The organism is Stenotrophomonas sp. YJH_SMC_65 (genome assembly GCF_059369475.1).
The window spans coordinates 46185-68823 of sequence record NZ_JCAFSR010000003.1 but is presented as its reverse complement, the minus strand read 5'-3'; the positions used below and the strand labels follow the sequence as shown (position 1 = coordinate 68823).

Annotated in this window: 21 protein-coding genes; 10 read left to right on the top strand and 11 right to left on the bottom strand. The window is 67.6% G+C overall.

The genetic code is table 11. From position 1 onward, the window contains the following. Positions 1 to 355: 355 nt before the first annotated feature. The 3 genes from AC5P7A_RS06320 (at position 356) to AC5P7A_RS06310 (ending at position 2454) form a co-directional block, all read left to right on the top strand. Entirely contained in the window at positions 356 to 916 is a 561-nt protein-coding gene (locus tag AC5P7A_RS06320) for a PadR family transcriptional regulator (RefSeq protein WP_169411549.1), read from the top strand. Positions 917 to 976: 60 nt separating this feature from the next. Continuing rightward, on the top strand, positions 977 to 1774 hold the full coding sequence (locus AC5P7A_RS06315; protein WP_495219961.1) for a siderophore-interacting protein: 798 nt from the start codon (positions 977 to 979) through the stop codon (positions 1772 to 1774). Between the two features lie 278 nt (positions 1775 to 2052). Beyond that, positions 2053 to 2454, top strand: coding sequence for a hypothetical protein (locus AC5P7A_RS06310; protein ID WP_414611577.1), 402 nt, complete (start codon positions 2053 to 2055; stop codon positions 2452 to 2454). Positions 2455 to 2684: 230 nt separating this feature from the next. Here the strand turns inward: AC5P7A_RS06310 and AC5P7A_RS06305 are convergent, their stop codons facing one another. Both AC5P7A_RS06305 and AC5P7A_RS06300 read right to left on the bottom strand, forming a co-directional pair. Further along, positions 2685 to 3392 carry a YceI family protein gene (locus AC5P7A_RS06305; protein ID WP_005415047.1) on the bottom strand — a complete coding sequence of 236 codons (708 nt, stop codon included), beginning with the start codon at positions 3390 to 3392 and terminating at the stop codon, positions 2685 to 2687. Positions 3393 to 3478: 86 nt separating this feature from the next. Next, positions 3479 to 4069 carry a malonic semialdehyde reductase gene (locus tag AC5P7A_RS06300; RefSeq protein WP_005415046.1) on the bottom strand — a complete coding sequence of 197 codons (591 nt, stop codon included), beginning with the start codon at positions 4067 to 4069 and terminating at the stop codon, positions 3479 to 3481. Positions 4070 to 4195: 126 nt separating this feature from the next. On the opposite strand from AC5P7A_RS06300, the gene AC5P7A_RS06295 reads away from it, so the two are divergent. The 6 genes from AC5P7A_RS06295 (at position 4196) to AC5P7A_RS06270 (ending at position 8117) form a co-directional block, all read left to right on the top strand. Beyond that, entirely contained in the window at positions 4196 to 5155 is a 960-nt protein-coding gene (locus AC5P7A_RS06295) for an ELM1/GtrOC1 family putative glycosyltransferase (protein WP_197602876.1), read from the top strand. 128 nt (positions 5156 to 5283) lie between these two features. After that, complete coding sequence (locus AC5P7A_RS06290) at positions 5284 to 5511, top strand: hypothetical protein (protein ID WP_014645731.1); 228 nt, start codon at positions 5284 to 5286, stop codon at positions 5509 to 5511. Between the two features lie 48 nt (positions 5512 to 5559). Next, positions 5560 to 6411, top strand: coding sequence for a DUF2145 domain-containing protein (locus AC5P7A_RS06285; RefSeq protein WP_069118074.1), 852 nt, complete (start codon positions 5560 to 5562; stop codon positions 6409 to 6411). 19 nt (positions 6412 to 6430) lie between these two features. Beyond that, positions 6431 to 6934, top strand: a complete 504-nt coding sequence (locus tag AC5P7A_RS06280; RefSeq protein WP_014645729.1) for a hypothetical protein — start codon at positions 6431 to 6433, stop codon at positions 6932 to 6934. Between the two features lie 31 nt (positions 6935 to 6965). Further along, entirely contained in the window at positions 6966 to 7481 is a 516-nt protein-coding gene (locus AC5P7A_RS06275; RefSeq protein ID WP_014645728.1) for a hypothetical protein, read from the top strand. A 75-nt stretch (positions 7482 to 7556) separates the two neighbouring features. Next, the gene (locus AC5P7A_RS06270; RefSeq protein ID WP_014645727.1) at positions 7557 to 8117 is read left to right on the top strand and encodes a queuosine precursor transporter; all 561 of its coding nucleotides are present in this window, start codon (positions 7557 to 7559) and stop codon (positions 8115 to 8117) included. Between the two features lie 373 nt (positions 8118 to 8490). Here the strand turns inward: AC5P7A_RS06270 and glnE are convergent, their stop codons facing one another. Further along, entirely contained in the window at positions 8491 to 11286 is a 2796-nt protein-coding gene (gene glnE, locus AC5P7A_RS06265; RefSeq protein ID WP_495219960.1) for a bifunctional [glutamate--ammonia ligase]-adenylyl-L-tyrosine phosphorylase/[glutamate--ammonia-ligase] adenylyltransferase, read from the bottom strand. Positions 11287 to 11671: 385 nt separating this feature from the next. On the opposite strand from glnE, the gene scpC reads away from it, so the two are divergent. Next, on the top strand, positions 11672 to 13186 hold the full coding sequence (gene scpC, locus AC5P7A_RS06260) for a succinyl-CoA:acetate CoA-transferase ScpC (RefSeq protein ID WP_032960979.1): 1515 nt from the start codon (positions 11672 to 11674) through the stop codon (positions 13184 to 13186). A 74-nt stretch (positions 13187 to 13260) separates the two neighbouring features. On the opposite strand, the gene hglS is transcribed toward scpC, so the two are convergent. The 8 genes from hglS to AC5P7A_RS06220 all read right to left on the bottom strand — a co-directional run bounded on the left by hglS (position 13261) and on the right by AC5P7A_RS06220 (position 22597). Further along, the gene (gene hglS, locus AC5P7A_RS06255; RefSeq protein ID WP_495219959.1) at positions 13261 to 14625 is read right to left on the bottom strand and encodes a 2-oxoadipate dioxygenase/decarboxylase HglS; all 1365 of its coding nucleotides are present in this window, start codon (positions 14623 to 14625) and stop codon (positions 13261 to 13263) included. Between the two features lie 160 nt (positions 14626 to 14785). Further along, the gene (locus AC5P7A_RS06250) at positions 14786 to 15274 is read right to left on the bottom strand and encodes a hypothetical protein (protein ID WP_032960973.1); all 489 of its coding nucleotides are present in this window, start codon (positions 15272 to 15274) and stop codon (positions 14786 to 14788) included. Between the two features lie 31 nt (positions 15275 to 15305). After that, a complete protein-coding gene (locus AC5P7A_RS06245; protein WP_049397778.1) occupies positions 15306 to 16058 on the bottom strand; it encodes an HAD family hydrolase in 753 nt (250 codons plus the stop codon). Between the two features lie 95 nt (positions 16059 to 16153). Continuing rightward, positions 16154 to 16564, bottom strand: a complete 411-nt coding sequence (locus AC5P7A_RS06240; protein WP_495219958.1) for an EF-hand domain-containing protein — start codon at positions 16562 to 16564, stop codon at positions 16154 to 16156. A 232-nt stretch (positions 16565 to 16796) separates the two neighbouring features. Next, a complete protein-coding gene (locus AC5P7A_RS06235; protein ID WP_046428249.1) occupies positions 16797 to 17168 on the bottom strand; it encodes a hypothetical protein in 372 nt (123 codons plus the stop codon). A 209-nt stretch (positions 17169 to 17377) separates the two neighbouring features. Next, positions 17378 to 18091 (bottom strand): M15 family metallopeptidase, encoded by a 714-nt coding sequence (locus AC5P7A_RS06230; RefSeq protein WP_495219957.1) that lies wholly within the window; start codon positions 18089 to 18091, stop codon positions 17378 to 17380. Further along, positions 18024 to 19610 carry a serine hydrolase gene (locus tag AC5P7A_RS06225; protein WP_495219956.1) on the bottom strand — a complete coding sequence of 529 codons (1587 nt, stop codon included), beginning with the start codon at positions 19608 to 19610 and terminating at the stop codon, positions 18024 to 18026. Before AC5P7A_RS06225 ends, AC5P7A_RS06230 begins: the two co-directional genes overlap by 68 nt. Then, the gene (locus tag AC5P7A_RS06220; protein WP_329768410.1) at positions 19598 to 22597 is read right to left on the bottom strand and encodes a TonB-dependent receptor; all 3000 of its coding nucleotides are present in this window, start codon (positions 22595 to 22597) and stop codon (positions 19598 to 19600) included. Before AC5P7A_RS06220 ends, AC5P7A_RS06225 begins: the two co-directional genes overlap by 13 nt. Positions 22598 to 22639: the final 42 nt, after the last annotated feature.

Sequence of the window (22639 nt, the reverse complement as noted above, 5' to 3'; positions counted from 1 at the left end):
TGCGGGCCGCTGCGCCCATGTGCAGGACGCAGTGTTACCGCTGCCGATGACGGTTGTAGGGCAACTCCGGCACCGCTGTAGGGGCGGTTCGGGCAACGGTACTGAACCGGCGACAACATGTCGCACCTGCCTCTGGATCGGTACCGGCTGCGGGTCCAACGTGGGCCGCGAGTGAGGGGCCTGGCGGCCCTGCTCCCTTCCACGGTTCGCCGGGGCGCCCTGCAAGGGGCGCCCCTTTTGCTGTGGGCCCGCGGCCAGCCGTGGCCCAAAACGCACCTGCTTGTGGCCGGATCGGTGATTGCCGGCTTCGATATATCGATATATCGTTTGCACACTCGTTTACCGATATATCGAAATGAGCCGCACCCCTTCTCCCAGAGCCCGTTCCACCGATTCGGCGGTGCCCCGCCGCAACGGCCAGCCACGCGTGCTGAGCCGCGGCGACCTGCGCCTGCTGGTGCTGGCCCTGATCGGCGAGCAGCCGCGCCATGGCTACGAACTGATGCAGCTGATCAGCAACCAGTTCATGCAGGCTTACACGCCCAGCGCCGGCACCATGTACCCGCTGCTGGCCAGCTTCGAGCAGGCCGGCTGGATCGAGGCCGAGGAAGTGGATGGGAAGCGGATCTTCCGCATCACCGCTGCCGGCGAGTTCGAGCTGAAGGTGCAGCGCACCCAGGTGCGTCTGGCGCAGCGACGTGCCTTCGACCGTGCCCGCGAGATCACCAAGGCCTCGCTGCCGCCGCCGCTGGCCACTGCCCTGCGCGAGTTCAAGCGGGCGCTGGTGCATCACCACGGCCGCTGGGCCGAGGGCGAAGCGGAAGAAGTGGCGGCGCTGCTGACGCGGGCCTCGGCCCTGCTCAACGGTACAGCCGGTAGCGAGAGCCCACCGTTTTCAACGACCCAGCCAGACTGAATCCAGCCAGGTCCTCCCCTACGCCGCGCGCCCCCGCGCGACACCTTTACAGGTATCCCCATGACCGAACACAACAACACGCGCCTGCGCCTGGATGTGCGCTTCCGTGAACTGACCGTGCTGCGCACCGAAGAGGTCACCCCGCACATGCGCCGCGTGGTGCTGGGTGGCGACGATCTGGCCGGCTTCGATTCGCCCGGTGCCGACGACCACATCAAGCTGTTCTTCCCCAACGCCAGCGGCGAGATGGTGCTGCCGGTGCTGACCGCCGAAGGCCGCAGCTACCCGGACGGCAAGGCGCCCTCGCCGTCGCGCGACTACACCCCGCGCGCGTGGGACCACGAAACCGGCGAGCTGGCCATCGACTTCGTGCTGCACGACCAGGGCATTGCCGGGCCGTGGGCCGAGCGCGCGCAGCCGGGCGACACGCTGGTGATCGGCGGCCCACGTGGCTCGTTCGTGGTGGCCGACACCTACGACGCCTACGTGCTGATCGGCGATGAAACCGCGCTGCCGGCCATCGCCCGCTGGCTGGACGTGCTGCCGGACGCTGCCGAGGTGCAGGCCTTCATCGAAGTGCGCGACGAGGCCGAACGCCAGGACCTGCCGCAGTACGAGAACGTGCGCATCCACTGGCTGGAGCGCAACGGCTTCCCGGCGGCCGGTAGCACGCTGCTGGAAGACATGCTGACCGACTTCGAGGCACCGGACGGCGATGTCTTCTATTGGATCGCCACCGAATCGCGCCGCGCGCGGATGATGCGCAAGTTCATCGAAGGCCACCTGGGCGTGCCGCGCGACTGGATCCGCTCGACCGGCTACTGGAAGGCCCACCCGGACGAAGCCGACGGCGATTGACCGGCTCGGGGTCAGATCCCTTTTCCTGTGGAAAAGGGATCTGACCCCATGCACCAGAACCTGCCTGGTGGGTGCGGACCGTTGGTCCGCACGCCCTTGACTGTGTAGAGCCGAGCCCACGCTCGGCTGCTCTCCGCTCCGCCATCGGAAAACCCTCGCGCTGCGCGCGATGAGCCGAGCGTGGGCTCGGCTCTACACGGATTCCGACACCCGGTTCAACGCATCAGCCGCCAGGCAATGCGACAATCGCGCTCCTTTCCTGCAGCAACGAGGCCCACATGGCCAAACTGACCCTGGCCAGCGTGGACGCGCTGCGTACCCGCTTCGCCGATGACGCCGCCTGCGATGCGGCCCTGGCCGCCTTCGCCGACACCGCTGCACTGCGCGCGCCGCTGCGCGAGCTGGTGGCGGCACAGCACCGCTACCTGCAGGCCGAATTCGAAGTGGCCCAGGTGGCCGACGTGCTGCGCCGCGACCAGAAGTACGCGCCGGTGGGCCGGCCTTCGATCAACATCGTGCAGCTGCGCAAGCAGCAGGCCGCGACCAAGCAGGCGGCGCTGATCGCACGCCAGGTGGTGGCGCAGGCCGCGCAGACCTTCGTGCGCGTGAGCGGGCTGGCGGTGAAGGCCAAGCAGAGCCCGAGCGAAGCGTGTGGGGCGTGGCTGGGCGCGTTGCGCTGAGCGCGCGTACCCGGTAGATGCCAACCTTGGTTGGCCTGCGGAGTGCCCATGTGCCAACCAAGGTTGGCATCTACCAAAACACTCTCCGGCCCGCATGAACCGGTAGTGGCCAACCTTGGTTGGCCTGCGGAGTGCCAGTGTGTCAACCAGCGCGTGTTCCCCGGCACCCCAAAAGAAGGCCCGCTTTTCAGCGGGCCTTCTGCCTTCTCACGACGAGTGAGCGGGGTGCATCAAGCGGCCGGCTTTTCGCCGGTGGCTTCGGTGGTGATGCGGATCTTCACTTCATCGCTGACATTCGGAGCATACGCGCCGACGCCGAAATCGCTGCGCTTCAGGGTGGTGGTGGCATCGAAGCCGGCGGCCGGAACCTTGGCCATCGGGTGCTCGCCGCCGCCGTTGACGGTGACGTCCAGGGTGACCGGCTTGGTGATGCCCTTGATGGTCAGGTCGCCGGTGACGGTCAGCTTGTTGGTGCCGGCCGCTTCCACCTTGGTGCTCTTGAAGGTGGCATCGGCGAACTTGGCGGCGTCGAAGAAGTCGGCGCTCTTCAGGTGCTCGTCGAACTTGGCGGTGAAGCTGTTCAGGCCGCTCAGCGGCAGCTTCACTTCCACGGTGGACTTGGTCACGTCTTCGGCGTTGTACACCAGGGTGCCTTCGACGTTGCCGAAGTGCGCGCTGGGGTTGGAGAAGCCAAAGTGGCTCCACTGCGCCAGCACGTCGGTGTGGCTCGGGTCCAGCTTGTAGGTGCCCGAGGCGATCTTGATCGCTTCGGCAGCCGGCGCAGCAGCGGCGGCATCGGCGGCCGGGGTGGCGGCCTGCTCGGTGGTGGCCGGGGCGGCAGCATCGGCGGCCGGGGCAGCGGTGTCGGCCGGCTTGGAGCAGGCGGCGATGGCCAGGGTCAGGGCCAGCGGCAGCAGCAGTTTACGGGTGGCGCTCATCTGAGGAACTCTCCGGATCGTAGGGTGGGTACACGGTGCAGCAAGAGCCCGCCGCACGACGGCGGGCCCGAAACCGATACAGCGACTTACGCGATGCGCGCCGCTTCGTCGAACGACAGGCGCGGCAGGCGCGGGAACAGGCCCGCCGGATCACCGTAACCCAGGTTGACCAGGAAATTCGACTTGATGGAGGTGCCGGCGAAGAAGGCTTCGTCGACCTTGGCCGGGTCGAAGCCGGACATCGGGCCGGCATCCAGGCCCAGCGCGCGCGCGGCCAGGATCAGGTAGGCGCCCTGCAGGCTGCCGTTGCGGATGGCGGCTTCATGGCGGCCTTCCTGTGGGCCGTCGAACCAGGCCTTGGCATCGGTATGCGGGAACAGGTACGGCAGCTTCTCGTGGAAGTCCAGGTCGAAACCGATGATGACGGTGACCGGCGCGGCCATGGTCTTGGCCAGGTTGCCTTCGGACAGCGCCGGGGCCAGCTTGTCCTTGGCCTCCTTCGAGGTGACGAAGACGAAGCGGGCCGGCGTGGTGTTGGCCGCGGTCGGGCCCCACTTCACCAGGTCGTACAGTTCCTTCAGCAGGCTCTCGGGGACCGGCTTGTCGAGGAAGGCGTTCTGGGTGCGGGCCGTGCGGAACAGCTGATCGAGGGCGGCGGCGTCGAGCGCGTGGGACATCGGTGGATCTCCAGGGCGGCGAAAGGAAGTCAGTGCCCGCGGGCGGCGCGGGGCGAATCGACGAGCCGCAGTGTAGAGTGTCGCGACTGTTGCAACACCCAGCAGGACTGAAACGAATTAATGCCAATGGTGAAACGATCGAGCGCGCCCTGGACGGTCACTGACGGCCGCGCGGGCAATGTCCGCCAGGCGGTCGCGCTGGCCTCGGCATTGCGCCAGGGCACCCACCGACCGCTGCTGCTGCAACCGCGCGCGCCCTGGCGCTGGCTGGCGCCGCGGCGCCTGCCCGGCGATGTGAACGGCTACGGCGAGGCCTTTGCGACGCTGGCTGCCGACGCCCCGGCGTTGGCGATCGGCTGTGGCCGCCAGGCCGCTGGCGCCCTGCGCGTGCTGCGCGCACGCGGCAGCCAGGTGGTGCAGATCCTCGACCCGCGCATCGGCGCGCGCCACTGGGACGTGGTGGTGGTGCCCGAACACGACGCCCTGCGCGGCAGCAACGTGCTGACCCTGCTCGGCAGCCTCAACCCGGTGGACGATGACTGGCTGGCCTGGGGCCGCGCCGCGTTCGCCGGCTTCAGCACCCTGCCCGGCCCGCGCACCGCACTGCTGGTCGGTGGGCCGACGCCGCTGGCGCCTTGGGATGAGACGGCGATGGTCGGTGTATTCCAGGCGCTGGCCGAGCAGATCCGCAGCGAAGGCGGCAGCCTGCTGGCCACCACCTCGCGACGCACCCCACCGGCGTTGGCGGAGATCCTGCGCGCGAAATTCGCCGACCTGCCGCACGTGATCTGGGGCGATGGTGGCGACGGTACCAATCCCTATGGCGGCCTGCTCGGCTGGGCCAACCGCGTGGTGGTCTCGCCCGATTCGGTGAACCTGCTCTCGGAGGCGTGCGCCACGCGCATGCCGGTGATGGTGGCGCTGGCCGACACAGCGCAGGGCCGCCTGGCGCGCTTCCAGCAGCAGCTGCGCGAACGTGGGCGGTTGCAGGCGCACTGGCTGGACTGGCAGTACGACCGCATCGAGCCGCTGCGCGAAACCGCGCGGGTGGCGGCGGAAGTGAAACAGCGCCTGACACTGGGGTAGTGCCGGCCGCTGGCCGGCAATCCTGGGCGCCTGGCATCGCGGTAATGCCGGGTGCGCAGCGTTTTCTGAACATTTCGATCCGGCACCACGGTTACAGTCCAAGGCCCCCCGTTGGACTGAACTTCTTCATGCGTACCCTGCTCCTGCTGCCCCTGGCCCTGCTCGCCGCGTGTTCCACCGCGCCCACCGAGCTGGATCCGATCTCGTATCAATGCCAGCAGCAGCTGGACGCGTACCGCGAACAACCGGCGCTGCGCGATCCGAAGGGCCAGCGCCCGCCACTGCCGGTGGCTCCCATCAGTGACGCCTGCGACAAGGAGCTCAAGCGCAAGGGCGTGGATCGCCCGCTGCGCTGAGCAGCGTATGATCGGCGCGCGGGCCTGCCCGCCGTTGAAGGTACCGACATGGATCGTTTTTCCCGCCTGCCCCGCGCCGCGCTGCTGATCGCCAGCCTGCTGGCGACCGCACCGGCCTGGGCCAACAGCACCGCCTGCCGCGAGCGCTACCCCAGTGTGGCATCGCAGGCGGCGATGCTGGACGTGGCCTGGACCACCGCCGAACGCCTGGACGCGCTGCCCGATGTGGACGTGGTGGTGGCCGCGCGCGGTGGCCAGGACCTGAGCCGCTACGGCCTGCGCCACAGCCACCTGGCCTTCCTGCTGCACGAGGACGACGGCCGCTGGCGCGCGATGCACCTGCTCAACCGCTGCAAGACCGACAGCTCACAGCTGTACCACGAGGGCCTCGGCAACTTCGTCGGCGAGAGCGGCGGCCATACCGACCTGCGCATCGGCGTGCCGTCGGCCCCCTTGCGTGCCGCACTGCGCGCGATGCTGGTGCCGCCCTCGATCCAGCCCAAGGCGCTGCACGAAACCAAGTACAACGTGGTCGCCTACCCGTTCGCCACCGACTACCAGAACTCCAACCAGTGGGTGCTGGAAGTGCTGGCGGCGGCGATGGCGCAGGCCGAAGGCGCGCCGGCCATCGTCAAGCGCGAACAGGCACAGCAGTGGCTGCGCCAGCAGAAGTACCAGCCCAGCGTGCTGCATATCGGCCTGGGCAAGCGCGTGGGTGCGCGCCTGTTCGTGGCCAACGCCACCACCACCGACCATCCGGCCGGCGAACGCATCTCCGGCAACTATTCGGTGGTGACGGTGGAATCGGTGTTCGACTTCCTGCACCAGCGCAGCCAGCTGCAGCAGGAACTGGTGATCCCCCATGTGCCGGTGGCCGGTGCCACCGCCGCCTCGCCCTGAATCCCGCAAGGAGAACGACATGCGTCTGCTGCACAACTCCCTGGTATCGATGCTGATCGTCACCGCGCTGGCCTGGTCATCGGCCGCCCATGCCGAACGCCGCATCGTGATCATCCATGACCCGGGCCCGCAGGGACCGAGCCTGGAAATGTCCACGCAAATGGTGGCCTCGGCCCGCGCCGCCGCGGCGAAGGAAGCCCAGGATGCCGCCGATGCCGGCCAGCCGCTGGCCCGCCCGCAGCAGATCAAGCTGCCGCAGATGGAGGTGAGCGCGATTGCCACTACCGTCGACGGCCGCCGCGAAGTGCTGCTGCGCGATGCCAACGATCCGCAGAACACCGCGTCGATGCAGTACCCGCGCGGCGTTGGCGACCCGGCCGTGCAGTTCACCGTGGGCCAGACCGTGAACTTCGAGCCGACGGGCAATGACCAGGGCTGGCAGTTGAAGGACAACCAGGGCCGTGCGCTGGAATACCTGCCCGAAGCTACCGGCCCGCGCGACATCTTCGATACCCGGCGCTGAGCCGCCGCCCCACGCTGACCAGGAGGTCTCCATGTTCCGTTGCCTGCGCGTTCCCACCACTGCATTGCTGCTCTCAGCGCTGCTGGTGCCCACCGTCCATGCCGGCGCCGCGCCGCAGTTGAACAGCAGCGAGGCCAGCGTGATCGTGACCTCGTTCGTGGTGCTGTCGCTGCCGATGGCGGCCTCGATGGGCCTGTCCGAACTGTCCAAGGCGCCGTTCAAGGCCAGCGAACGCAATGCCAGGGCGACCCGCACCAAGGCGGTGCCGCTGCCGCCAATGGAAGTGAAGAAGGTGGAGACCACGCCCACGGGCGAACGCCAGGTGCAGTTGCAGGTACCGGACAAGGCCGACCACACCGCCACCCTGCGCTGGCCGGTGCAGCCGCCGGGCGAGAACCCGACTGCAGCCTTCGTGGTCGGGCAACGGGTGCATTTCGACCCCACCGAGGCCGGTGCCGGCTGGAACGTGAAGAGCGCGCAGGGCCAGACCCTGGCCTATGTGCCGACGGCCTATGCCGCCGGTGATGTGATGAGTGAAGCGCTGTAAAGCTGAACGACCGGTTTTGGCTTTGCCGCAGGCCGGGCGGATAATGGGCGATCCCCTTTGTCCCCCTGGCTCGCCATGTCCGTGCGTCCTGCCCCTCTGTTTGCCCCGCTGACCCCGCGCGCCCTGGTGCTGGCGGTACTGGCCATGGGTGCAGTGGTGCTGCTGTCCAACGTGCTGGTGCAGTACCCGATCAACGACTGGCTGACCTGGGGCGCCTTCAGCTATCCGGTCGCGTTCCTGGTCAGCAACCTGATCAACCGCCGCTTCGGCCCGGGCCCGGCGCGCCGCGTGGCGTGGATCGGCTTCGCGGTGGCGGTGCTGCTGTCGATCTGGGTGGCCACCCCGCGCATCGCCATTGCCTCGTGCTCGGCGTTCATCGTGGCCCAGCTGCTGGACATCACCGTGTTCGACCGCCTGCGCCGCGGCAGCTGGTGGCGCGCACCGATGGTGGCCACCACCTGCAGCGCGACGGTGGACACCACCCTTTTCTGGTCGATCGCGTTTGCCGGTTCCACCTTGCCGTGGGTGAGCTGGGCCGCCGGCGACCTGGCAGTGAAGCTGGCGATCGGTGTCTGCCTGCTGGCCCCGTTCCGCGCGTTGTTGTGGAAGATGGCGCCGTTGCGCGCCACCAGCTGACCGCCATTGATCCGGTGGGTGCCGACCGTTGGTCGACACGCCCTGCAGAACTCATCGCTGCCGACAGATTGTGCCGACCAACGGTCGGCACCTACCAGGAGCGGGCGTCGCAGGGCCATTGATCCGGTAGTCGCCAACCTTGGTTGGCGCTTGGCATTCATGCCAACCAAGGTTGGCATCTACCAACGGCGTGCCATCGAAGGGCCATTGATCCGGTGGGTGCCGACAGATTGTGCCGACCAACGGTCGGCACCTACCAGGAGCGGGCCACCGAAGGGCCATTGATCCGGTAGTCGCCAACCTTGGTTGGCGCTTGGCATTCATGCCAACCAAGGTTGGCATCTACCAACTGCAGTCCTCCGCCATCCGGCACTCAGGCGAACGGCAGCTCTGCCGCTCTGCACGCCGCCGTAATCGTTGCACACGCCTCTTCAATCGCCGGCGTGGTCGGGGCCAGCCGCGGGCGGCGGTCCAGCGTGCAGGCCAGGCCCACGTCCAACAGCGTGGCGTGCGCGCCATGCAGCGCCTGCGCGGTGGCATCGGGCAGGAAGCCCGCAACCGCCAACGCATCGATCAACGACGGCGTATCGCGCGGCTGCAGCAACGCCACGTGCCGCGCACTGCGCGCCAGCACACCGGTCTGCAGTAGGAATTCCAGGTCCACCACGCCGCCAGCACCTTGCTTCAGGTCCAGCCGTGCGGCGTCGCTGCGGTCCAGTTCGGTGCGCATGCGCCCACGCATCTTCAGCACGTCGGCATACAGCACACCCATGTCGCGCTCACGCCCCAGCGTCTGTGCACGCACCTGCTCGAAATCGGCCAGCAGGCTGGCATCGCCGGCCACGCCACGCGCGCGCACCAGCGCCTGGTGTTCCCAGGTCCACGCACGTTCGCGCTGGTATTCGGTGTAACTGGCCAGCGAAGACACCAGCGACCCCTTGCCACCATCCGGGCGCAGGCGCACATCGATGTCGTACAGGCGGCCGGCGGCGGTGACCGCACCGAGCAGCGCCATCACCTTCTGCGCCAGCCGCGCATACCAGCGCCCCGGCTCCAGCGGACGCGCGCCGTCGCTGGCCTCCACGCCGGCCGGGTTGTCGTGCAGGAATACCAGGTCCAGGTCGGAACCGAAGCCCAGTTCAAGCCCGCCGAGGCTGCCGTAGCCGATGATCGCGAAACGTCCACCGGGAATCGCGCCGTGCGCGGCGCGCATGTCCGCCTCGGCCATCGCCAGCACGGTGACCACCACCGCCTGCGCCAGTTCGGCCAGTTGCCGCGTGCTGTCCACCGCGCCCTGGCGGCCGTCCAGCGTGGCCATCGCCATGCGGAAACTGAGCGCCAGCCGCGTCTCGTTGAGCCAGCGCAGTGCCGATTCGGGATCTTCCACCGCCAGCACCTGCTGGCACTCGGCCAGCATGCCGGCCGCATCGGGCATCGGCCCGGACACGCGCACATCCAGCAGTTCATCCAGCAGCAGCGGATACGCGACCAGCCGCTCAGCCAGCAGCGCGCTGCGTGCCAGCACATCGACCAGACGCGCCAACGCGCTCGGTTGTTCATCCAACAGCGCGAGATAGCTGGTCCGGCGCAGGACCGCCTGCAGCAGGCCGAGCACGCGCTTGAGCGCGGCATCGGGCTGCGGCGAACGCGTGGCCGCATGCAGCAACGCGGGCAGTACGCGATCCAGCCGCGCACGCGCCGCATCGGACAATGACTTCACGCCGGTGCCCTGGGCGAAATCGCGCAGCGACTGATCGGCGCCATTGGCATCGAGGAAACCGGCTTCGGCCAGCAACGGCGCGTTGCTGCCCTCGGGCAGGCTGCGCCAGTAGTTGGCCAGCGCGTCGGGCGCGGCCTGGCCCTTGCGCGGGGCCAGCAGCGCGGCGAATTCGGTGCTGACCCGCTGCTGCTGTTCGGCCAGTGCCGCGCGCAGTACCTCCCAATCCGGGTAGCCGAGGCCGATGGCGATGCGCGCGCGGTCCAGCGCGTCGCTGGGCAGCACGTGGGTCTGCGCGTCGCGCAGCATCTGCAGGCGGTTCTCCAACCGGCGCAGGAACAGGTAGGCCTCGCGCAGCGCAGCGCCATCGTCGGGCGCAATCTGTCCGGCGGCCACCAGCGCGTCCAGTGCCACCAGCAGGCGGCGCTCGCGCAGCGCCGGCTCACGGCCACCGCGGATCAGCTGCAGCGCCTGGCACAGGAACTCGATTTCGCGGATGCCACCGGCGCCGCGCTTGATGTCTTCGTGCAGCTCGCGGCGCGCGACTTCGGCGGTGATCGCCGCCTTCATCTCACGCAGGCCGTCGAGCGCGGTGAAATCCAGGTAGCGGCGGTATACGAATGGGCGCAGGGTCTGCAACCACGCTTCGCCGGCGTCGATGTCGCCGGCCATCGCGCGCGCCTTCAGCCACGCATAGCGCTCCCAGTCGCGGCCTTCGCGCTGGAAGTACTGATCCATCGCCGCGAACGACAGCGCGACGCGACCGGCGCTGCCGAACGGGCGCAGGCGCAGGTCGACGCGGTGGCTGAAGCCATCGACCGTGGTTTCGTCCAGCAGCTTGGCCAGGCGCTGGCCGAGGCGGGCGAAATACTCCTCGGCGGCCAGCGCGCGCGGACCGTCGGATTCGCCGCCCTGCGGGTACGCATAGACCAGGTCGATATCGGAACTGAAGTTGAGCTCGCCACCGCCAAGCTTGCCCAGGCCGAATACCACCAGCTGCTGGGGAACGCCTGCGCCATCGCGGACCACGCCGTGCCGCCGTGCGAATTCCTGCTGCAGGGCGTCCAGCGCCAGCCGCAGGCAATCCTCGGCCAGGGTGGTGGCGCCGGCCAGGGTCTGCGCCACGTCGTCCAGCCCAGCCAGGTCGCGCCAGATCAGCCGCGTGGACATCGCGGTGCGCCAGCGCCGCAGCTGTGCCGGCCAGTCGCTGGGTTGCAGCGGATCGAGCACCGGCGCCGGGATCGGCGGGCAGCCGGGCGCGGCCAGCTGCGCCAGCAGCGCCGGTTGCCGCACCAGGGTGTCCAGCGCGAAGTCGCTGGCCACCGCCAGCCGGGTCAGCAGCGGCAGCAGCTCGGCCGGAACGGGCTCGGTCAGGACCTGGGCCAGGCGCGCCAGGGCGCGGTCGACAAGGGGCTGCAGGGTGGCGGGCAGGTCAGCGGTGGCGAGGGTCATGCGCTGATTCTCGCGGGGTCGGATCCCTTTGCCAACGGCGAAGGGCTCTGACCCCGAGGTGCCGCCGGTTGATGCCGCTGCCGGGTTAGAGCCTTTTGCCCTTGGCAAAAGGATCCGACCCCGAAGGGGTGCCGCGCATTCATTCTGGGCGGCAGGCAATAAAAAAGCCCGCTTGCAGCGAACTGCCAGCGGGCTCTGCTCCCTCCCCCACGTCGGGATGCAGGGCCATCGTGCGGGCTGCGAAAGCACTTTGCACGCTGCACTGCAAAACAAAACCGGTGGGTATGGGTGACCCCGGTGGGGAAAAGCCATTCCACGAAGGTAGAACCCCCCGTACGGATGAGGATGGCCGATAATCGGCTTTCCCCCCAGAAACACTGTCGTCATGTCTGTTGATCGCATCGCCAACGCGCGTCTTCGTGACCGCGTGGTCTCCGCCGAGGCCGCAGCCGCGCTGATCCAGCCCGGTGAAACCGTGGCCATGAGCGGCTTCACCGGCTCCGGGTATCCCAAGGCCGTTCCCGTCGAACTGGCCCGCCGCATCGAAGCGGTGCACGCCCAGGGCCAGCCCTTCCAGATCAAGCTGATGACCGGTGCCTCCACCGCGCCGGAACTCGATGGCGCGCTGGCCAAGGCCGATGGCATCGCCATGCGCATGCCGTTCCAGAGCGATCCGGATGCGCGCAACCGCATCAACGAGGGCAAGCTGGATTACATCGACATCCACCTCAGCCACGTCGCCCAGCACGTGTGGTTCGGCTTCTACGGCGAGATCGATACCGCCGTGATCGAAGTCTCGGCCATCCGCGAAGATGGCTCGCTGGTGCCCTCCACCTCGGTCGGCAATAACAAGACCTGGCTGGACCTGGCCAAGAAGGTGATCGTCGAGGTCAACGAATGGCAGCCGGCCGGCGTCGACGGCATGCACGACATCTACTACGGCACCGCGCTGCCACCGCACCGCAAGCCGATTCCGCTGGTGAACGCCAACGACCGCATCGGCGACACCGCGCTGCGCTGCGACCCGGACAAGATCGTGGCCGTGGTGCGCACCAACGGCCCGGACCGCAACAGCCCGTTCAGTCCGATCGATGCGACCAGCGAACAGATCGCCTCGCACCTGATCGAGTTCCTCAAGCACGAGGTGAAGAAGGGCCGCCTGCCGCCGAACCTGCTGCCGCTGCAGTCGGGCGTGGGCAACATCCCCAACGCCGTGCTGGCCGGCCTGGCCAGGAGCGGTTTCCGCGACCTGGCCGCGTTCACCGAAGTGATCCAGGACGGCATGCTCGACCTGCTGCGCGATGGCGTGCTGAGCTACGCCTCGTGTACCGGCTTCGCGCTGAGCCCGCAGGCCAACGAGACGTTCAAGGAGAACATCGATTTCTACCGCGAGCGCATCATCATGCGCACGCAGGAGATCTCCAACCATCCGGAACTGGTGCGCCGCCTGGGCTGCATCGGCATGAACGGCATGATCGAGGTGGACATCTACGGCAACGTCAACTCGACGCACGTGATGGGCACGCGGATCATGAACGGCATTGGCGGTTCGGGTGACTTCGCCCGCAACGGTTTCCTGTCGGCGTTCCTGAGCCCGTCCACTGCCAAGAACGGCACCATCTCGGCGATCGTGCCGATGGCCAGCCATGTCGACCACACCGAGCACGACGTGTCGGTGATCGTCACCGAACAGGGCCTGGCCGACCTGCGTGGCCTGACCCCGCGCAAGCGCGCGCAGGTGCTGATCGACAACTGCGCGCACCCGGATTTCCGCCCGCAGCTGCAGGATTACTTCGACCGTGCCAGCCGCGAAAGCTACGGCAAGCACACCCCGCACCTGTTGCCCGAAGCACTGTCGTGGCACCAGCGCTGGCTGGATACGGGCACGATGAAGGGCTGACCCCGGGTCCGGACATCGGGTAGAGCCGGCCGCTGGCCGGCTTCCCCTACAGCCGGCCAGCGCCCGGCTCTACCTCACGTGGTGCGCAGCGCCGCCAGCGATTCGGCCTGCAGCCGCTCGTAGATCTCGAACTCGTCATTCACCGCCACGCCCAGCGCCTGCTCGAAAGCCTCGCGGTTGGCGTGCGCGGCATACGCGCGCTGTTCTTCGCCGCCCAGATTCGACTGGAAGATGCCCGCGGCACTGACCGGCAGGAAATCCTCGTAGACGATCGGATCGGCCGTGGCCAGGCCGGCGGCCACCAGCACTTCGGCAGGCAGATCGGCCACGCGTTCCGGCGCGGCGCGGCCGGCGTCGGTCAGCTGGTAGCGGTAGTAGCCCAATCCTTCCTGGCGCAGCGTGTCATGGTCATCCGGGAAGCTGGCGAATACCGCCTGCAGGCGCTGCCCGTAGTCGCCACCGGTACTGCCTTCGCCACCGGCATCGCGTGCCTGCGACAGCAGCTGGTCGTACAGCGCGCGGCCCTTCGGGGTCAGCGCAAGGCCGCGTTGTTCGATCTCGCCGAAGCGCGCGGTATGGGTGCCGGCATCGCCACCGTCCGCATCCGGGAAATGCACGGCCTCTTCCAGCGCCTTGAAGCTGGTCTGGCGCAGCAGGATCGGGCAGGCGCGGCGCGGCGGCCCTTCGATCACCGCCTTGGCCGCCATGCCGTGCTCGATCATTGCCGCCTGCGCTGCGTCGATGTCCAGCGTGCGCGGGGTCAGGTGGTTGATGTGCGGGCCACGGAAACTGACCACGTCGGCCACCAGGCGGTGCGCATTGTGCAGCGCGTGGTAGGTCGGCAGATCGACCGTGGCATCGCCGTGCCAGCGGAAGGTTTCCAGTGCTTCGTGGACGAAGCGCTCGGCATCGGCCTGCGACAGGCCACCGTCACGCTCGGCCTGGTCGATCAGCGCCAGTGCGCCGTCGGTGAAGATGCGGCGGCGTGCCAGGATCTTCGCCGACTCGCCACGCAGGGTTTCGTCTTCGATCAACTCCAGGCGCAGCAGCGAGGTGAACACGCGGAACGGATTCTGCGCCAGCGCGGCGCCGGTCAGCGGGCGGAACGCGGTGGAGTGCACCGGCACGCCGGCTACCGACAGGTCGTAGTAGCCGACCGGGTACATGCCCATCACCCCGAACAGGCGGCGCAGCGTCGCCAGCTCCTGCGCGGTGCCGACGCGGATCGCGCCATGGCGCTCTTCGTCCAGGCGCGCACGCTCGTCGTTGCGCTGCAGCTGCGCGGCCAGTGCCGGGTCCTGGGCAAGCACCTGCGCGTTGATCCGCTCCACCAGTTCCACCAGCGTGCCGTACAGCGGCACTTCGGTGCGGTACATGCGGGACATGGCCTGCGCGAACAGGCGGCGGATCACATCAGGCGAAACGAAAGAGGCGCTCATCAGTCACTCGATTACGGGAACGGGGAACAGCTCGGACCCGTATTGTCGCCGGAGCGCGCGGCGGCGGCGATACGCAGAGCAACATGGCCGGGTAGTGCCGGCCGCTGGCCGGCAACCTCCTGATGCCTGTAAGGGTGCAGTTGCCGGCCAACGGCCGGCACTACCGCTTCAACTGGCGCTTCAGGGTGGCATCCAGGGTGATCGGCCGGTCCCAGTGCTGGTAGCTGGCCACGATGGCATGCCGCACAGCCCGGTAATGCAGGTTGTCCGGCTTGGCCGGCATGCGCTTCACCACCGCTTCCCAGCCGCCCTCCGGGTCCTGGCTGAAGGCGCGCACGCTGTCGCGGCAGGTCTGGCCGCTGGCCTTGGCCCAGAAGCAGGCGAAATAGATATCCCCGGCCTGCCAGCCATGGGTGGTGAACAGCGCATTGATGTAGCCGCGGGGGACATCGGCGTAGCGCGACACTTCATCGAGGAAAGCATCGGGGTAGCGTTCGGCGTAATGGTTGATGTCCTGCAACTGGGCATCGATCCAGCGGTCACCGGTTTCCACGGTATACGCCGCCGAACGCTCGGCGGTCTGCTGGGCCGGCACGGTGGCCGGCACCAGCAGCAGGGACAACAACAGCGCGCGCAGTCGGACGTTCATGCCCCGATTCTGCCGCAGCTGCCGGGCCCTGTCAGGCCGCCGCAGCGGCCTTGGCCTCGATCGCCGCCAGTGCGGCCGGCCAGTCGTGGGCGGTATCGGCGGTGACCATGCGCGGTTCGTCGTCGGCCACGCCGTGCTGGGTCTCATGGGCCCAGGTCACCGCGTACGGGGTATGCACGCCCCAGCCACCCAGGGTCACCACCGGCTCGATGTCCGAGCGCAGCGAGTTGCCGACCATCACGAAGCGCTGCATCGGCAGGTCGAATTCGGCCAGCACGCGGGCGTAGGTCTCCGGGTCCTTCTCGGAAACGATCTCGATGCGCGGGAACAGCTCGGCCAGGTTGGCGACCTTGATCTTCGCTTCCTGGTGGAACAGATCGCCCTTGGTGATCAGCACTACCGGGTAGTGCTCGGCGATGGCCGCCACGGCTTCGCGCACACCGTCGATCAGTTCCACCGGGTGGCGCAGGGTATCGTGGCCGATATCCAGAATGCGCTGGATGTCCTTGGCCTCGATGCGCTGGCCGGTGATGTCGATGGCCGCTTCGATCATCGACAGGGTCATGCTCTTCACGCCGTAGCCGAAGGTGCCCAGGTGGCGCTGCTGAACTTCCAGCAGGTGGCGCGCGGTCTGGGTGTCGTGCACGTCGACATAGCGCGACAGCAGGTCAAGGTAATCCTGCTCGGCCTTGCGGTAGTAGTCCTCGCTCTTCCACAGCGTGTCGTCACCGTCAAAACCGACCAGGCCGATGGCGCGCGACGGCGCAGGCGTGGACGTGTTCATCGGCCAAGGATACAGGGGTGGCGATGACGAGAAAAACCCGGGCGGCCGCAGCCGCCCGGGTCCCCATGCACCGGTCTTCCCGAATCAGGTCTGGATCAGCGGCCCTGCGCCGCGCCGGCACCCGCACCGGCCTGCTGCGCGGCCACGTAGGCCTTGTACTCGTCGGCGCTCAGCTCGCCGTCCTTGTTGGTATCGGCCTGGTCGAACACCTGGGCCAGGCCGGCGTTCACCTGCGCCTCGGTCTTGCTGATGGTGCCGTTGCCATCGGTATCGATGCTGGCCCAGGTCTGGCCACCACCGTTGGCCTGCGCCGAGGCCGCTGCGGCCGCATCGGTCGCCTGGTCAGCCGCCTGCCCGGCCCGTGCTGCCGCCTGCTGGGCCTGCGCCGCTTCATTCTGCGCATGTGCGGCCTGCTGCTTGGCCGACTGGGCCATCGCCGGAATGGCCAGCACGCTGCCGGCGGCGACGATCAGGGCGATCAGGGGCTTGCGGTTGCGAATAGTCATCAGGGGTGTCTCCTGCATATTGGGTGGTGTTGCGCGGCCTGTTGTTTCCGCACGGCACCTACCCTGCCACCGCGTTTCTGAATCGATTTTGGGCCGCGACCGGCCTCCACACGCACGATTAACCACTCGCATCCACGCATGCTTTAGCGCGCTGGTTAGCGAGGAGTGAGCGACTCATAAGATGCGCATTCAACGCCTCTGCATTTAACCGGCAGGCAACGAAAAACCTGCGTCAGTCGACGGTTTTTTCCAATGACCGCGAACTGAACAACACCCATCCCAAGGCGACACCGGCGAGCGCGCCGGCGATTTCCAGCACGACACGGCTGCCGAGCTCGTTCGGATCGTGGATGGTGGCCAGGAACAGGCGCGCGTACAGCGGCGACTCCAGTCGCACGATGCCCATGTAGAACAGCTTCCACGCATCGATGCCAGCGGAGGCCACCACCGAGATGACGCAGGACCAGCCGATCGCATGTCCCACCGACCAGTGCAGCAGCCGGCACAGCCGCGACCACACGAAGTACACCAGCAGCCCGACCAGCAGGGCGATGGCGCCGGCTTCCAGGGTGCCGAGCAGGCCGAAGTGCAGGGGAAGGTTCATCGGGTGGGCAGGGATGAAGAGGCGGCCAGTGTAAGGGATCTGCGCCGGACCCAATCGGCAGCCACAGTAGATCCACGCCATGCGTGGATGAATCTCCATCCAAATCGAATATCTCGACGATTGAACAAGGAGCAGCCGAGCATGGGCTCGGCTCTACAACGGACCACGCGGGAAACTGTCAGAGGCGGGGCGCAGCCCTGCCGATGCCCCTACCGTACCGGGACGTCGTACGCGGTGCCAGGATCCGGTTCGGGCTGCAGGGTGTAGTGCCACCACTCCTGCGGATAGTTGACGAAGCCCCGCCGCGCCATCGCGCGCACCAGCTGCTGGCGATTGGCCTGTTGCGCATCGCTCAATCCGCTTGCCTGCGTATGCGCGCGTGGACCGAAGAAATCGAAGTCGGTGGCCATGTCCAGCGGCGTGCATGCACCGCTGCGGCAATCCAGCAGGCCCAGATCAACCGTGGCGCCACGACTATGGCCAGAGCGCTCGGCGATGTAGCCGTCGGCCAGCAACCGTGGTTTGTCCAGGTCCGGGTACTGCTGTGCCTTGCGCGAGCGCTCGCGCGGATCGTTCACCCAGGCCATGAAGGCCTGCACCGAACGCACCGGCCGGTAGCAGTCGTAGAGGCGCAGGCCGAAGCCATCGCCGCGCAGGTCCTGTTCCACCTGTGCCAGCGCCTTCGCCACCGGCGCCAGCAGATAACACGATGGCGCCTCGTAGCCGGGCACGCGCGCCCCGGTGAAGTTGTTGGCACCGGCGTAGCGGATATCCAGGTCGATGCGCGGCGACAACGTGCGGATCTCCACCAGTCCGGCGCTGGCCGCGTCGGTTGCCGGTGAAACGCGCGGTGGCTCAGCGGCGCTGGTGGTCACCGCCAGCGCAGTCGCCAGTACGAGTGAAGTGCAGGTCCTGGAAGTCATAGCTGAAGTCGATGTCCGGGTCGATGGCGCGCAGGTCCAGCGTCGGTGCCGGGCCTTCGCCTGGCTGCAGCCACGCCTGCGCCTCGTCGCCCAGCGTATCCCAGCGCAGCAGCCAGCGCCCCTGCAGCTGCAGCACCGTGGCCTGCAGCCGGGGCGACTTGTCCACGCTGAAACGCAGGCCGTCCTTGCCCGGGCAAAGCGAGGCCGCGCCCAGCCACGGATCGCGGTAGCGGCCCTGCCAGCGGGACAGGTCCGTGCGGCTCGTCTCCTGCGCCGCCGCGGTGGATGGCCGCGAATGGCCGGTCGCGGCCCGCGTTGCCTGGTCAGCCTTCAGTTCGGCCAGGTAGTCCATCGCCGGACGCGCATCGTCCGCTGCGGTGAAGCGCTTCAGCGCGGCCTGCATCAGGGCCATGCGTGCGTCCTCGCCTTCGCCGTTGATCAGCATCACCACGCCCACCTTCCGGTCAGGCAGCAGCGCCAGCGATGAATACATGCCTGACAGCGTGCCGGTGTGCGCCACTTTCCACTGGCCGTCCATGTCGGACACGCGCCAGCCATAGCCGTAGCCGTAGAAGTGCGCGTTGTCCCAGCGCCGCTGGCGTTCACCCAGCGGCATCGGCATGTGCAGGGTCCACAGCGTGCGGCGCTGCTCCGTGTCCAGCCAGCCGGACGTCAGGGTGGGATCGAGCAGCACCTGCATCCAGCGCGTCATGTCGCGCAGTGAACAACGGATGCCGCCGGCCGCCATCGACGGCACGTCCGGGCTGGTTTCACCATCGGCGTTCACCACTTCATTGCGTTCGCCACGCCAGGCATGCGGCTGCGCTACGTTGCCCACGCGTTTCACCGACCACGCCCCCACCTGGCAGCGCGTCATGCCCAGTGGTTCGAACACCTGCTCGCGCATCAGCTGGTCATACGGCTTGCCGCCCGCCGCAGCGGCCACTTCACCGGCCACCACGTACATCAGGTTGTCGTAGGCATAGTGGCTGCGGAAGCTGCTGACCGGCTTCAGGTGCGCCAATCCGGCGATGATGTCGGCGCGGGTGAACGCGTTCGGCTCCGGCCACAGCATCAGGTCCCCGGCGCCCAGGCCCAGGCCGCTGTTGTGGATCAGCAGGTCGCGCACCTGCATCTGCTGGCCCACCCACGCATCGTGCATGCGGAAGCCCGGCAGATGCCGCTGTACCGGATCATCCCAGCGCAGCCTGCCCTGCTGCACCAGCCGCGCCAGCAGTGCAGCAGTCATCGCCTTGCTGTTGGAGGCGATCTTGAACAACGTGTCCTCGTCGATGCGGCCGCCATCGCCACGCGCGCCCTCGGCGTGGCGATAGACCACCTGCCCGTTGTCGACCACCGCCATCGCCAGCCCGGGCAGGTGCTCGAGCTGGACGACGGCAGCGACATCGGCATCGAGGGAGGCGGTCGCGGTGGTCTGTGCCACCGCAACCGGGAACACCGCCAGCGCCGCCGCGCAGACACAGTTTCGAGCCTGCCGTGCGGGCTTCAGTAGGCCCATGTCACGGTCAACTGCGCATAGCGCGGTGACTGGAAGCCGGTGCCGTAGCGGTACAGCGGGTTCGGCGTGCCGATGCTGTCCTGCGGCTCGTAGTCCTGGTCCACGGTCACCACGCGCTGCTGGTTGAGCACGTTGTACACCGCCAGCTTCAGGCGCAGATCGGTGGGAATCGGCACCTTGTACGAGACGCTCACGTCCAGGTCATAGGTCCAGGGCGTGCGGCCATCGCCACCGCGTGGCGAATGCACGAACACGCGCTGGGACGGAACCGTCGCCTGGCAGTTGGACACGCACACGTAGTAGCTGTGGAAGTCGGTGTCGTCGAACGGATTGCCGGCACCGAAGCGGGTAATCGGGCTGCCCGACTGCACGCCCAGCGTAGCCGCCACACTGAGGTTCTCGGTCAGCGCGTAGCTGCCACGGAACTTGAACTGGTGGCGGCGATCATTGGCCAGGTAGCCATAGCCCCCGTAGTTCACCCACGGATTGTCGAAGTTCTCGGTGCGACCGGCATCGGCGAAGTCGGTATCGGAGTTGACCGGACCCTCGGCATTGCCGCGGCCATAGGCCAGCGTGTAGGACGCATTGAAGCCCCACTTGCCGTCCCACGCGCGGTCGACCTGCAGTTCCAGCGCCTTGTAGTCACGCTTGGGCTTCACCCAGCCGCGCTGGCCGACATAATTGCCGTTGTCGTCATACAGCGCCCAACCTTCCTTCGAGGTGTCGATGCTGATCCAGCCATCGTTGCGGCCGTCGCAGTCGGTGTCACCCCACACGGTGTTGGTGCGCCCCGGGTTGCCCATGATCCACACGCCGTCGACGGCACCACACTGGCCGGTCGCGGTGATGTTCATGTCATCGATGGCATTGTGCAGGCGCCGGTAGGTCACGCTGGCGCCTACCGACCAGGCCTCGTTGATCATCTGCTGGAAGCCCAGGATCGCTTCATCCTGGTAGACCGGGTCCATGTCCCGGTTCACTTCCGCGCGCAGGTCCGGCACGCTGCCGTCGCCCTGCGAGTTGTCCACTGGGCCGATCTGCGCGCCCAGGTTGGGGATGTTGTTGGCTGCGCCGGTGTAGCCGAGGAACTCGTACCAGGTGCGCTCGTCGAGGAATCCACCGGCCTGCTTGATGTTGATGACGTTGGCCACCGGCAGGAAGTATCGGCCCAGGTTGCCGAACACCTTGGTCGTGCCATCGCCGCGCACGTCCCAGGAGAAGCCCAGGCGCGGGGCCAGCATGTCGTCGATCTTGATGTAGCTGCTGCCGTCGCCGCCCTTGTTGTCGAAGGCTTCCAGGCGCAGGCCCATGTTCAGCAGCAGATTCGGCGTCACCTGCCAGTTGTCTTCCAGGTAGTAGGCCGAGTTGATCGTCTCGAAGGCCCCGTCCACTTCATAGCGACGGGTGCGCACGACCACGCCGCTGGCCGGCACCACGCCACCGTTCAGCGAGCTGCCGGGAGTGCGGTAGTAGATGTCGTAGCGGAAGCCGCCCGGGCCCGGATAGGCGCGGCTGTAATCGGAGGTGTTCTCTTCCCGATCCAGGCCGAACCGCAGCAGGTGGTTGCCCAACGTCCATTCGAAGTCCGCGCGCGCGGCCTTGCGCGTGTCCAGCGCCGACTCCAGCTGCGAGCTGCTGGTGCAGCTGCGGTCGCCCTGCAGTGACGGCGGCACGCCCTGGCCGGCCGTGCGGTTGTCGAACACGCGGTTGCAGTTCTGGTCCATCAACGAGCTCTGCACACGGTTGCGCTTGTTCTCGCCGTACATCAGCTTCATGGTCAGGTCGTTGTTGACCTGCCAGCTGTAGGTACCGGACCAGTTCTTGCCACCCACCGTGTTGTAGATCTGGTTGCTGCGCTCGCCCACGGTCTGCCCCGTGGCGTAGTCGTAAGCGTAGACGTCGGTGAGGGTCTTGCTCTTGTCCGAGAAGCCGAACAGCGACAGCATCTGGTTGTCGGTGATCTGCCAATCGATCTTGCCGCCCCAGAACGGATCATCGGCCTTGCCCTGGCTCAGGCGCGTGCCGGCATCATTGGTCGAGGTGGGACGATAGTCGCGCGCCTCGTACATGCCGAAGAAGAACAGGCGGTCCTGCACCAGCGCACCGGAAGCGAACACATTCAGCGCGCTGCGGCTGTAGTCGTCGCGGCTGGCGGTGATGTAGCGGCTGCCGCTGCCGTCGTAGCGGTCGCGTGCCTGCGACTGCCACGCGCGCGGCTCGAACACCAGTTCGGCACCGGCCTTGAAATCGTTGCTGCCCGAGCGGGTCACCGCATTGATGACGCCGCCGGTGCTGCGCCCGAACTCCACCGAGTAGCCGCCCGTCTTGACCTGGAATTCCTGGTAGAACGAGAACGGCACCGACGAGAAGCCGACCCGGTTGTAGAAGTCGGTGACGTTCAGGCCATTGATGTAGACGGTGTTCTCGGCCACCGACGAACCGCCGAAGGAAATGCCCTGCCCGCCCAGCGACCCCTTGCCCTTCACCGCGCCCGGCGCGAGCAGCGCCACCGCGGTGATGTCACGGTCCACTGGCAGGCGCGACAGCTCCTCGCGGGTGATGTTGGTGGCCGACTCGGTGGACTTCACATCCACCATCGACACCACCTGCGGCGCCCGCACTTCGACCGTGCCCAGGGTACTGACCGCACCCAGCGGCACGTTCACCGTGGTCGCGCTGCCGAGACTGACCGTCACCTGGCCGACACGGCTGGCGCCTCCACCCGGCAGGCTCACCTCCATGTCATAGGTGCCGACCGGCAGCAGCGGAATGCGGTAGCTGCCGTTGGCTTCGGCCTGCACGGAGCGCACGAAGCCCGTTGCCGGGTTGCGTACGGTCACCGTGGCACCGGCCGGTACCTGGCCGGCATCGCTGACCAGCCGGCCGACCACTGAACCATCCTGTGCGAATGCGCTGGGCGCGATCACGCCCAGACACGCCCCGAGAGCGACGCACAACGCCGCCCGCTTGATGCTGTAAGCCTTCATCCCCTGCTCTCTCCTGCAAGAATTGAATGGTGTGGAATGCGA